This window comes from Gilliamella sp. LMG 34359 (assembly GCF_984569085.1).
In genome coordinates this window covers 752,506-765,027 of record NZ_OZ474906.1, presented here as the reverse complement: position 1 = coordinate 765,027, position 12,522 = coordinate 752,506, and the positions used below count along the sequence as shown (strand labels likewise).

The following is a 12,522-nucleotide window of genomic DNA, read 5'->3' as shown; positions in this document are numbered from 1 at the left end:
TTCCTTATTTGATAATAGATAAATCGTTAGATTCAATTAGTGACGGATTATCCCTATCTTTAGCTAAAGAATCAATGGAAATATAGACAATCTGACAGGTCTCTAATACCGCCTCTTTAACTACAAATTTTGCTTTACGATCGCGTGCTTCTTTCTGTTTGGCGCTAATGTAGAGATCATCATAACCATCATCATACATTGATGCTCGTTCATATATATTAGTACTACGCCAAAATGTCTCTTTTGGATAATCGCGCTCAAAAGTTTGACCGGTTAATTTGCCTTTTAAACCAGCATAACTTATTGGTAAATGATTACCCGCTCGACTTTGTGAGAGATAAATATGGGGATATTCTGTAAGATTGGATTCAAGCTGGTTTAGCTTAAATTCAATACCAGAACGATTTTGGTACTGGCAATTTTCCATTGTTAAAGGCGCAGTTCGAAAATTCAACGAACTGCACCCTACAAGTAAAAATACTAAAATAAAGATTCGATACATATTTTCCTGTTTGCTTATAAAAATATTTATAAGCAATTGCACTCATCGTTTACATTTTATCACTAACATTTTCGGCGGTATTGGTAATTGCTTTACCGCCTGATTGCACATCTTTACCTACACCTTTAAACGTATTACAACCTACAACCAATGTTGCCATAACAAGAGCTACTACTAACATTAACATTTTGTGGAACATTTTAAATACTCCTCTGATTAATGAATTAGCTATTTGATTGTAGCAAAAGCCTCTGCTACACGATGTATATTAAGGTGATTTAAACCCGCCACACACATTCTTCCACTGCCCACCAAATAAACAGCAAAATCATCTTTTAATTGTGCGACTTGCTCTTTAGAAAAACCGGTATAACTAAACATACCTCTTTGTTTAAGTAAATAATCAAAATTCTGCTTAGGTGCTGCTGTTTTTAATAGATCGACTAATGTTGAGCGCATACTAACAATACGGTTACGCATTGATTCAACTTCTTTAAACCATAAAGCTTTAAGTTCAGCATTATTCAGTACGTATGACACTAACTGCGCACCATAAGCGGCTGGACTTGAATAATTTCGACGAACGGTTGCTTGTAACTGGCCAAATACTCGATTAGCCGCTTGGTTATCATCACATAAAACCGATAAACCACCTACTCGCTCACCATAAAGTGAGAATGTTTTAGAAAACGAATTACTGATAAAACCACACAAGCCTTGCTCCGCCACTTTTTTTATTGCATAACTATCACTTTCGATAGTTTCGCCAAAACCTTGGTAAGCAATATCCATAAATGGGATAAGATCACGATTTTGTAAAACCTCAATCACTTTATCCCACTGTTGATGGGTTAAATCTGCCCCCGTTGGGTTATGACAGCAAGGATGCAACAACACGATACTTTTAGCCGGTAAACTATTTAGTGTCGCAAGCATAGCATCAAATTTTACGCCACAAGTCTCTGGATCAAAATAGGGATATTTATTTACCTTAAAGCCTGCTCCATTGAAAATAGCGATATGATTTTCCCAAGTTGGATCACTAACCCACACTTGCGAATCGGGAAAATAGCGATATAAAAAGTCAGCACCGACTTTCAGCGCTCCAGATCCGCCTAATGTCTGAACAGTGGCAATTCGCTGTGCTTGAAAAGCAGGATTATCTTCACCAAAAAGTAGCGATTGGATCGCTTGACAATAACTCGGTAAGCCACTCATCGGCAAATAAAGTTGCGCACCTTGTTGATGATGATAAATATAGTCTCGAGCCGTTTTTACGCAGGATAATTGCGGAACCACACTGTTTTCATCATAATAATAACCAATACTTAAATTGATCTTATCGGCACGCTTATCATTATTAAATTCAGCGACCAATGATAAAATGGGATCACCCGCATACGACTCTACTTTTTCAAACATTTTTCCAACCTAATTAACCAATAAATAGCAATGTATAGTTGTAGATTATTGCACCAACTTAATTGGCAATCAATCATTAAATAATAGTTTAAATATAAATAATTTTAGGCTAATAAAAGCGATGGTTTAAAAAATTGATTCTGATAGAAAAATCCCAAAGTAGACAACAAAAATTAGGAAAATTAAGTAAAAAAACTCAAAAACCCCGTTCCTCAACTTTTCGGTACTTTAATTGGTCGTTAATTAGCACCTTTCGGTGCTAACCATTTTTGTGAGCTTATTTGACAGCAATCACTTCTATTTCAACTTTTGCATCTTTAGGAATGCGTGCAACTTGCACACAAGAGCGAGCAGGGAATGTGGCTTGATTCTCAGTAAAAAATGCCTCATAGACACTATTTACTTGCGCAAAATCATTCATATCAGCTAAAAAAATCGTTGTTTTAACAATATTTTTAACTTGATAACCGGCTTCAGTAATAATCGCTTTAACATTTGCTAAACTTTGTTTTGCTTGCTCTTTGACACAATTTGGCATCTCACCTGTTGCGGGGTTAATCGGAATTTGACCTGAGGCAAATAACATATTGCCTAAATCAACACCTTGAACATAAGGGCCAATAGCCGCAGGGGCTTTATCGGTATTAACAACTTTTACCATGTATGCTTTCTCCTTTCATCTTGTTATGGCTCCCATTTCAACAGGAAGCCAATTTGGTGTCAAGTCACGGTAAATTTATGATCATGGGACTTCTGTCAATTTTCTGATATGATAGGTGAAAATTTTTTCATTTTTTTGAGAGTTAGTATGTTTGAGAATTTAACTGATCGTTTATCACAGACATTTCGCAATATTAGTGGTCGTGGGCGTCTGTCTGAAGATAATATTAAAGATGCGTTGCGCGATGTGCGTATGGCATTACTTGAGGCCGATGTTGCCTTACCTGTAGTACGAGAATTTATTAACCAAGTTAAACAAAAAGCTGTCGGTTTAGATGTTAATAAAAGTCTAACACCCGGCCAAGAATTTATAAAAATAGTTCAAGCCGAACTTACCAGCGCAATGGGCGAAGTTAACAGTACACTTAACTTAGCTACCCAGCCTCCAGCGGTTATACTAATGGCTGGCTTGCAAGGTGCCGGTAAAACAACTAGCGTGGCTAAACTAGCAAAATTCTTAAAAGAAAAACAGAAAAAGAAAGTCTTAGTTGTCTCTGCTGACGTTTATCGTCCCGCAGCGATAAAACAATTAGAAACACTGGCGAAAGCGATTAATGTTGAGTTCTTCCCATCAGATATAAAACAAAAACCGGTTGATATTGTTAACCAAGCCATTTCGCATGCCAAACTACAATTCTTTGATGTGCTTATTGTCGATACTGCGGGTCGATTGCATGTTGATAGCGAAATGATGGATGAAATTAAAGCATTACATGATGCAATCAATCCAATTGAAACCTTATTTGTGGTCGATGCCATGACCGGGCAAGATGCTGCTAATACCGCCAAAGCATTTAATGATGCCTTACCACTAACTGGGGTTATTTTAACTAAAGTGGATGGTGATGCGCGTGGTGGTGCGGCATTATCAATTCGTCATATTACCGGTAAACCAATCAAATTCTTAGGGATGGGTGAAAAGACGGATGCTCTTGAACCTTTTTATCCTGACCGTATCGCATCACGCATTTTAGGCATGGGTGATGTTCTCTCTTTAATTGAAGAATTACAGAGTAATGTTGATCGTGAAAAAGCGGAAAAAATCGCCAAAAAACTTAAAAAAGGCGATAAGTTTGATTTTAACGACTTTCAAGATCAACTACGACAAATGCGTAGTATGGGCGGAATGGGCGCAATGCTAGCCAAACTGCCGGGCGTCGGTCAACTTCCTGAGCATATCAAAGCGCAGATGGATGATAAAATCACCATCAAGATGGAAGCGATTATTGGTTCAATGACATTAAAAGAGCGGGCAAACCCCGAAATTATAAAAGGTTCTCGCAAACGTCGAATTGCTAATGGTTCCGGTACCCAAGTGCAAGATGTCAACAAGCTACTTAAACAGTTTGAAGATATGCAAAAGATGATGAAAAAAATGAAAGGTGGTGGCATGATGAAGATGATGCGCCAAATGAAAGGGTTAATGGGCGGCGGTATGGGTTTCCCACCGAGATAACGTTTTACTTTTCTCTTTCTTGCAATTCATTACTATCGCGTAGCTCGGCGCGATAGTATTTCAAAAAACACAATTCTCGCGATTTACTGCTTTAAGTTTGCTTGGCCGATGCGATGCATGGTTAATGATACATAGTTAATACGGTTCCAATCGATGAAACAATAATAAACATAATAGCCAACTATTGATAATGTGTTAATTGTTCGTGCAACACAATTAATCCGCAAAACGCCGCAAATACCGGTGACAAACTCATTAAGGTACTAAAAACGCCACTATCGCGCGGCTCGGCGCGATAGTATTTCAATAAACTTAATTCTCGCGATTTACTGCTTTAATCTTACTTGGCCGATGCATGGTTAATACGGTTCCAATCGATGAAACGATAATGAACATAATAGCCAACCATTGATAATGTGTTAACTGTTCGTGCAACACAATTAATCCGGAAAACGCCGCAAATACTGGTGACAAACTCATTAAGGTACTAAAAGTTTGCGCCGGTAAGCGTGGTAGTGCGATCATATCAAGACCATATGGAATAGCTGAAGCTAACAATGAAACCACAAAAACCAGTGGCAGCAGTTCGATTGAAAACATGTTGCTTCCACTTTGCCATACGCCAATTGGAAACAGTAATAGCGAGGCGACAATTGAACCTACCGCAACACTTGATGCACCATAAATTTCACCCGCTTTACGGCCAAAAAGAATATAACCCGCCCAACAGCTACCTGCACATAAAGCCAGTAAAATACCAATAGGATCTAAATCATTGGAAGCTTGATGAATAGGCAACAACATCACTAATCCAACTATCGCAATAGCTAACCAAATAAAATCGGTTAATCGTCGTCCGGAAAACATCGCCACCATAATGGGGCCAGTTAACTCAATGGCTACCGCGATACCTATCGGGATTCGTGATATAGCATTATAAAAAGCCAAATTCATACATCCCATCGCTACACCATATAAAATAATATATTTAATGGCCGGTTTAGTGATGGTTTTACGCCAAGGTTTAAAGATTATTACCAATAAAATTGCCGAGAAAAATAACCGCCAAGCAGTCATCGCCTCTGGCCCGAGTACCGGGAACAAGTATTTAGCGAATGAAGCACTTGCTTGTACCGATATCATCGAAACAAAAATTAATAGCACAGGCCAAGATCTTTTGAACATAATAACTACCTTGATTGAAGTAACTGCATTTAAAGGGTCGCAATCTGTTTGCATAACAACGTAAAATCAATTTAAGATTATTACGATATGTAGCTAAAACACGTTGTTATTAAATAAATTGCATCAATAACGTTTTTAAAAATATCACATCACGTTTAGTTTTCCCTTTTTACTGATAGCAATGCCAGATCTTGAAGCGCTTTTTTATAAGGGGAATCCGGTAGGATTGAAATAACATTAAATGCTTTATTGGCTTCTTGTTGAGCGGTTTTAAAAGTAAATTCAAGTGATCCACAAGACTGCATCACCGCTAAAATATGATCTAATAAATGACGACCATTTCCTTGCTCAATGGCTTGGCGGATTAAAGTCGCATCTTCTGAATTAGCATGATGCATCGCATGTAATAATGGTAAAGTTGGTTTACCCTCATTAAGGTCATCACCTAAATTTTTACCTAATTTTTGATTACTATCAGCGCTATAGTCTAATAGGTCATCAATAATTTGAAAGGCTGTTCCCAAATATTTTCCATATTCTTGCAGGGCAAATTCCTGCTCAGGGGTTGCGCCGGCTAATACCGCAGCGGAATGTGAAGTGGCTTCAAACAGTCTTGCTGTTTTACGATAAATAACTTGTAAATACTGCTCTTTAGTAATATCAGGATCATTACAATTCATAAGTTGTTGAACTTCACCTTCGGCAATGACATTGGTCGCTTCTGACATTATTTTTAATACTTTGAATGATTCGGTACGTACCATCATTTGGAAAGATCGGGTATAAATATAATCACCAACTAAGACACTAGCCGCATTACCAAATAATGCATTAGCGGTTGATTTGCCACGCCGTAAATCAGATTCATCAACAACATCATCATGCAATAAAGTCGCCGTGTGGATAAATTCAATAAAAGCTGCGGTAATAATATGTTTATCACCCTGATAATTGAGCGCTTTAGCGATGAGTAATGCAATAATAGGACGAATACGCTTGCCACCACTGCTGATGATATAATTTCCTAATTGATTGATTAATACCACATCGGAACAGAGTTCTGCTTGTATTGCTTCATTAACCTTAATTAAATCATCTTGCACTAAATCGAGTATTTGTTTTATTGATGGATTATTCATCAGTCTAACCGCTACAAATGGGAAATATTTGCTTACTATTATCTGATAAATATTTTTAAGCAACAAGTAGTGATAAATCATATTTAAAAAAATGCTACAAATGATAAGCATTTTCATTTAGAATACTCGCCTTAAGCGAAAATTATTTACCGTTATGAAGATTAATTTTGATATAGATATCAACAACGAACAAGAACCACAATCACCTGCTTCTAATAAGCCAAAGGATGTTTATTTATATACATCTATCTCTGTGATATCGCATCTATTTTTATTCGGATTATTATTCAGTTCAGCACTGTTTGCAAATAATATCACGATTGATGAAGGTGATAATTCAATTAAAGCTGTGATGGTCGACCTTACTCAGCTAGCCGCGCCTGAACAATCTTTAGTTGAAGATGCACCTGACATTAAAGGTGTTGAAAACAGTGAAATCATCGACAATAAACCAATTGAAGAACCGCAAGTTGACCCGGTAAAAGAGCCTGAGATCGTCAAAGAAGAAAAACCAGTGGTTGAAACCGATAAACCGGTAATTATTAAAACCGAACCAAAGCCGAAAAATAAAAAACCTCCTACCCAAAAATCATCTCGTCAACAAGTTAAGCAAGACGTGATCAGTGATAAAGTGGCAAATACTTCAGTAGCACCTAAAGTATCTGAAAATCGACAATATTCAGGCAATCCAACACCAATTAGTCGTAATCGACCTGAATATCCTCGAAGAGCACTTGATATGCGCTTAGAGGGTTATGTTGTTGCCATGTTCGATGTTACAAGTGAGGGGCGTGTTGAAAATATTAGAATCATTGAAACCCAACCTAATAATATTTTTAATCGCTCAGTTATCTCGGCAATGAAAACGTGGAAGTACAAACCAATTGCTGGTAAAGATATCAAAATAAAGATTATTTTTAACCGCGATAATTCAATTAGCTTAGGTTAATCATACAGTTACCAATCAATAATTGTCTTTTAAACAATAAAAAGCGCTAATCTCAACATTTTGATTAGCGCCTTATTTAAATTCATCGGTTATTTTGCATTAAAAATTCAATCTGCTGTGGATCTTTTGGTACCGTTGCGGTTAAAACTTGGTTGCCAGAGTCGGTAATTAAAATATTGTCTTCAATCCGAATCCCGATACCCTTATAGCGTTCAGCAACATCAGCATCTTTATTAATATAGAGTCCAGGTTCTACCGTTAAGACCATACCCGGTTCCAGTAGACGATCGCGATCACTGCCAACATCATGCACATCAATACCTAACCAATGGCCTAAACCATGCATATAAAACGCTTGATAAGCTTTATTAACAATCAATGTTTCAACATCGCCTTGCATAATTCGCAACTGAACTAACCCTTCAACCATCATCCGAATAATTTTTTGATTCACTAAGGATATTGAAGTACCTGGTTTTAATAATTTGATAGCGGTATATTGTGCCGTTAATACTATGTCATATATTTCGCGTTGAGCTAGATTGAAGTGACCATTAACCGGAAATGTTCGGGTAATATCTCCGGCATAATATTGGTATTCACAACCTGCATCAATTAAGACTAAATCACCATCTTGCAACTTGTCGCTATTATTTTCATAATGCAATATACAACCATTATTACCACCACCAACGATGGTGTTATATGACGGCCAACGAGCACCACGCCGAGCAAACTCATGTAAGATTTCGGCTTCTAATTGATACTCAAACCAATTGGGCTGACATTTTTGCATTGCTCGAATATGTGCTTGCGCACTGATTTCACAAGCTTGACGTAAAATGGCGATTTCATATTCAGACTTAAACATCCGCATTTCGTGAACGATTGGTCGCCAATCAATAACTATGCTTGGCGCTGAAAGTTTTAATCGACTGCCTTGCCGTAGCGTATTAAGCGTTTTTTTAATTATCTCGTCAGCATAATGATATAGCTGGTCAGCATGATAAATAGCTTTTTTACCATTGATTAAATTAGGCAAAACCTCATCAATCTCATCAAAAAGATAGGCTTCATCTACTAAAACTTTTTCAAGTGCAGCTTGTTGACCTAACCGATATCCGGTCCATGTTTCAGCTAGAGGATCTTTTTTACGATTAAATAAAATATAACGTGGTTGATTATCTGACTGTTTAATAACCACAAAAAGTGCTTCTGGTTCAGCAAAAGAAGTAAAATACCAAAAATCACTATCTTGTCGATAAGGATAATGGGTATCATTACTTCGCTTAACTTCTGGCGAAGCAAAAAATAAGGCAATGCTATTTAACTCCATCTGTGCCAATAATTTATTTCGTCGAGCTAACAGTTCTGCCTTGGTATCAATATCTATCATAGCGTTTACCTTAATGATCAATAATACAGCATTTTAGTGAAGAGTTGGGGTGATATCAGATTCATTAAATTCATCAAAACATAACATCGCCGTAATTCGAACGTACTCTTTGATCTCTTCAAATGCAAAACCTAGCTCTTGCTGATCTTCATCTTCATCATAACCGAGTTTAACTATTTGTCTTAGGTCGTATATTGCTTCACCTACATCGCCTTTAAGCCGATTAAGTTTTGGTTGAACTAAACCAATACCTAATAAAAAATGATTTACCCAACCAACTAAATCATCAATTTGGCGAAACAAATCTTGTTCACTAAGTAAAAGCTGGAACTCAAAATCTTCATCAATAAGTTGTTGTTTTGTTGAATGATATAATTTTTCTATTTGTTTATTTAACGGTTCAGCAATTTTTTGCCCATCATTTAACATGTCTTGCACTAACACCCTCCAGCTCTCGTCATGATTGCCGCCTGCCAAGATGCCAGTTAAAAATCCATGTAATTCAGCTGCGGTTATACCAATTTTATTCTGAATAAGTTGACGATTAAGCTCATCATAAATTTTGCTATCTGTCATGAATTCCACCCTTGTTTTGTGATAACGGTAAAAATACACCCCTGCACTTTCACACATTATTAGTATATAATTTGCGCCTAACTGTAAATAATAAACAGGTTATTGCGCTTTATAAAGGAATTATTTTGAACATTTTAAGATTAATTTTAACATCGCTATACATAGTTATATCATTAACTGCGTGTAGTTCATGGCTACCAAACAAAGGTATAATTGTTCTTGATGTGCGAAATAAGACAAATGCCTTTGTAACTAGCCAAGATTTACCTAAAAATTATCAGTTAGGCAATAGTGAACAAGAACTTGATAAGTTTGAATCTTTCTGCCGAGAAGAGATCCGTGCCTCACAACTAGATGGTAGTGAGGAGTTGGTATATGAAAATATCAAACGAGGAATTCACGGGCAGGTAGAATTTAAAAAATGTAGTGATAAGATCACTCGGATTTACCAATATTAATAAATATATCAGCTAACATTGATGATTATGGCCAATAAGATTAACTAAATATTACATATCTGTGAAATCTTACTAGCCTTTCAAGCTGTTTTTATTTATATTGTCGCATGAACAAATATATTTTTGGGAGTTAAATAATTATGTATAAGCAAGATGTAACCATTACTGCATCGAACGGTCTTCATACCCGCCCTGCTGCACAATTCGTAAAGGAAGCTAAAAATTTCAATTCTGAAATTACTGTCACATCAAATGGAAAAAGTGCTAGTGCTAAAAGCTTATTTAAATTACAAACACTAGGATTAACTCAAGGAACTACTATTACTATTTCAGCTGAAGGTGAAGATGAAAAAGAAGCAGTAGCTCATTTAGTAAAATTAATTCCTGAATTGGAATAATACTCCCATATCAGCTTTAAACGGTTTTAATATTAGATAAGGATTAAATGTTATGGTATCAGGTATACTTGTTTCCCCCGGTATCGCTTTTGCAAAAGCGCTATTATTAAAAGAAGAACCTATTATTATTAATAATAGGCAAATTCTAGATAACAAAATTGATGCTGAAATTGATCGCTTTAAAGAAGCGCGTGAAAAATCAAGCGAACAATTACATGCCATCATGGAGCGAGCAAAAACCACTTTAGGTGAAGATAAAGCTGCCATTTTTGAAGGTCATATTATGCTTCTTGAAGATGAAGATCTTGAACAAGAAGTTATTTCACGTATCAAAAGTAAACACTCAAGTGCTGATGCCGCAGTCCAATCTGTATTTGAAACCCAAGCAAAAGAGTTAGAGAACTTAGATGATGAATATCTAAAAGAACGTGCGGCCGATATCCGAGATATTGGTAAACGATTGCTAAAAAATATTTTAGGTATTGAAATTGTTGATTTAAGTGCTATTAGCCAACCTTGTATTTTAGTTGCGACTGATTTAACACCATCGGAAACTGCGCAATTAAATTTAGATATGGTATTAGGTTTCATCACTGATGCCGGCGGTCGTACGTCACATACATCGATTATGGCTCGTTCATTAGAAATTCCAGCTATCGTTGGTACCTCTAATGCAACCCAAGCAATCAAACAAGGTGATTTTGTTATTTTAGATGCCATCAACAACGCTATCTACATTAATCCAGATCACGCAACTCAAGAAAAATTAAAACAAGTTCAAACCAAATATATTGCTGATAAAGAAGAGTTAGCAAAATTAAAAGACTTACCAGCTGTGACCCTTGATGGTCATCAAGTTGAAATTTGTGCCAATATCGGTACAGTTCGTGATATTGCTGGTGCAGATCGTAATGGTTATGAAGGTGTTGGTCTTTATCGTACTGAATTCTTATTTATGGATCGTGATGCGTATCCTAATGAAGACGAACAATTCAAAGCATATAAAGAAGTTGCTGAATCAACTAATGGCCTATCGGTTATTGTTCGTACCATGGATATTGGTGGTGACAAAGATGTACCTTATATGCATTTACCAAAAGAAGAAAATCCATTCTTAGGTTGGCGAGCAATTCGTATCTGTCTAGACCGTAAAGAAATCTTACATGCTCAGTTACGTGCAGTTTTACGTGCTTCGGCATTTGGTAAATTACGTATTATGTTCCCAATGATTATTTCGGTTGAAGAGATTCGTATCTTAAAATCTGAAATTAACATCCTTAAAGAACAATTAACCTCTGAAGGTAAAGCATTCGATAAAAACATTGAAATCGGTGTTATGATCGAAACGCCAGCCGCAGCAGTCATTGCTCGTCACTTAGCGAAAGAAGTTGACTTCTTTAGTATTGGTACTAACGATTTAACCCAATATACCCTTGCGGTTGACCGTGGTAATGAATTGATTTCACATCTTTATAATCCACTTTCACCATCAGTATTAACTTTAATTAAAAATGTAATCGATGCGTCTCACCAAGAAGGTAAATGGACTGGAATGTGTGGTGAACTTGCTGGTGACGAAAGAGCAACAATTTTATTACTTGGTATGGGTCTTGATGAGTTTAGTATGAGTGCGGTATCAATTCCTAAAATTAAGAAACTAATTCGTAATACTAATTATGAAGAAGCGAAGAAATTTGCTGACACGGTTCTTGAAAAAGCAACAGCTAAAGAAGTAACCGATTTAATTGAAAAATATACTGCTGAAAAGCAAATTTGTTAGGAGGCCATGATGGGGCTATTTGATAAAATTAAACAATTTGTATCTGATGATAACAAACATAACATCGAAATTATTTCACCGCTTAGTGGTGAAATCGTTAAAATCGAAGATGTACCCGATGTTGTTTTTGCAGAAAAAATCGTTGGTGATGGCGTAGCTATCAAACCTTCTGGTAACAAAATTGTTGCACCATTAAATGGTAAAATTGGTAAAATTTTCGAAACCAATCACGCCTTTGCTATTGAATCAGATGAAGGTATCGAGCTTTTTGTTCACTTTGGTATAGATACTGTTGAATTAAAAGGTGAAGGTTTTACCCGTGTTGCCGAAGAAGGACAACAAGTTAAGATTGGTGATACTATCATTGAAATCGATCTACCTTTACTTGAAAGTAGAGCTAAATCAGTATTAACCCCAGTGGTTATTTCAAATATGGAAACCGTGGTTGAATTAACTAAACTAACAGGTTCAGTTGAAGCGGGCAAAACACCAATAATGCGTGTTAAAAAATAATCAGTTATAAAAAAACCTTCAGTTTAGA

15 protein-coding genes are annotated in these 12,522 nt (G+C 36.4%); 6 read left to right on the top strand and 9 right to left on the bottom strand.

All coding sequences use genetic code 11. From position 1 onward, the window contains the following. Positions 1-4: 4 nt before the first annotated feature. From AC5LXV_RS03605 to AC5LXV_RS03590, 4 genes are all read right to left on the bottom strand, one after another. On the bottom strand, positions 5-454 hold the full coding sequence (locus AC5LXV_RS03605; RefSeq protein ID WP_493467397.1) for a hypothetical protein: 450 nt from the start codon (positions 452-454) through the stop codon (positions 5-7). Between the two features lie 97 nt (positions 455-551). Continuing rightward, positions 552-683 carry an entericidin A/B family lipoprotein gene (locus tag AC5LXV_RS03600; protein ID WP_375334998.1) on the bottom strand — a complete coding sequence of 44 codons (132 nt, stop codon included), beginning with the start codon at positions 681-683 and terminating at the stop codon, positions 552-554. Between the two features lie 47 nt (positions 684-730). After that, positions 731-1,924, bottom strand: coding sequence for an amino acid aminotransferase (locus AC5LXV_RS03595; RefSeq protein ID WP_110434556.1), 1,194 nt, complete (start codon positions 1,922-1,924; stop codon positions 731-733). Between the two features lie 277 nt (positions 1,925-2,201). Further along, positions 2,202-2,585: a RidA family protein gene (locus tag AC5LXV_RS03590; RefSeq protein WP_493467396.1), complete on the bottom strand. Its 384-nt coding sequence runs from the start codon at positions 2,583-2,585 to the stop codon at positions 2,202-2,204. Between the two features lie 147 nt (positions 2,586-2,732). On the opposite strand from AC5LXV_RS03590, the gene ffh reads away from it, so the two are divergent. After that, positions 2,733-4,100, top strand: a complete 1,368-nt coding sequence (ffh, locus tag AC5LXV_RS03585) for a signal recognition particle protein (protein ID WP_493467395.1) — start codon at positions 2,733-2,735, stop codon at positions 4,098-4,100. A 181-nt stretch (positions 4,101-4,281) separates the two neighbouring features. Here ffh and AC5LXV_RS03580 read toward each other — a convergent pair whose 3' ends face one another. From AC5LXV_RS03580 to ispB, 3 genes are all read right to left on the bottom strand, one after another. Next, positions 4,282-4,407, bottom strand: a complete 126-nt coding sequence (locus AC5LXV_RS03580) for a hypothetical protein (RefSeq protein WP_493467394.1) — start codon at positions 4,405-4,407, stop codon at positions 4,282-4,284. Positions 4,408-4,412: 5 nt separating this feature from the next. Further along, positions 4,413-5,285, bottom strand: coding sequence for an EamA family transporter (locus AC5LXV_RS03575; RefSeq protein ID WP_110434559.1), 873 nt, complete (start codon positions 5,283-5,285; stop codon positions 4,413-4,415). Positions 5,286-5,440: 155 nt separating this feature from the next. Further along, the gene (ispB, locus tag AC5LXV_RS03570; RefSeq protein WP_110434604.1) at positions 5,441-6,424 is read right to left on the bottom strand and encodes an octaprenyl diphosphate synthase; all 984 of its coding nucleotides are present in this window, start codon (positions 6,422-6,424) and stop codon (positions 5,441-5,443) included. A gap of 154 nt (positions 6,425-6,578) precedes the next feature. Between ispB and AC5LXV_RS03565 the strand changes: the two genes are divergently transcribed. After that, the gene (locus tag AC5LXV_RS03565) at positions 6,579-7,373 is read left to right on the top strand and encodes a TonB family protein (protein WP_110434560.1); all 795 of its coding nucleotides are present in this window, start codon (positions 6,579-6,581) and stop codon (positions 7,371-7,373) included. Between the two features lie 82 nt (positions 7,374-7,455). Here the strand turns inward: AC5LXV_RS03565 and pepP are convergent, their stop codons facing one another. Beyond that, positions 7,456-8,769 (bottom strand): Xaa-Pro aminopeptidase, encoded by a 1,314-nt coding sequence (gene pepP / locus AC5LXV_RS03560; RefSeq protein WP_493467393.1) that lies wholly within the window; start codon positions 8,767-8,769, stop codon positions 7,456-7,458. A 33-nt stretch (positions 8,770-8,802) separates the two neighbouring features. After that, complete coding sequence (locus AC5LXV_RS03555) at positions 8,803-9,345, bottom strand: UPF0149 family protein (protein WP_110434562.1); 543 nt, start codon at positions 9,343-9,345, stop codon at positions 8,803-8,805. A gap of 224 nt (positions 9,346-9,569) precedes the next feature. On the opposite strand from AC5LXV_RS03555, the gene AC5LXV_RS03550 reads away from it, so the two are divergent. The 4 genes from AC5LXV_RS03550 (at position 9,570) to crr (ending at position 12,494) form a co-directional block, all read left to right on the top strand. Further along, positions 9,570-9,803, top strand: coding sequence for a hypothetical protein (locus AC5LXV_RS03550; RefSeq protein WP_493467392.1), 234 nt, complete (start codon positions 9,570-9,572; stop codon positions 9,801-9,803). A 140-nt stretch (positions 9,804-9,943) separates the two neighbouring features. Beyond that, on the top strand, positions 9,944-10,201 hold the full coding sequence (ptsH, locus tag AC5LXV_RS03545) for a phosphocarrier protein Hpr (RefSeq protein ID WP_034883950.1): 258 nt from the start codon (positions 9,944-9,946) through the stop codon (positions 10,199-10,201). Positions 10,202-10,253: 52 nt separating this feature from the next. After that, the gene (gene ptsI / locus AC5LXV_RS03540; RefSeq protein WP_110434564.1) at positions 10,254-11,981 is read left to right on the top strand and encodes a phosphoenolpyruvate-protein phosphotransferase PtsI; all 1,728 of its coding nucleotides are present in this window, start codon (positions 10,254-10,256) and stop codon (positions 11,979-11,981) included. 9 nt (positions 11,982-11,990) lie between these two features. Beyond that, complete coding sequence (gene crr / locus AC5LXV_RS03535) at positions 11,991-12,494, top strand: PTS glucose transporter subunit IIA (RefSeq protein WP_110434565.1); 504 nt, start codon at positions 11,991-11,993, stop codon at positions 12,492-12,494. The last annotated feature ends 28 nt before the right edge of the window (positions 12,495-12,522 follow it).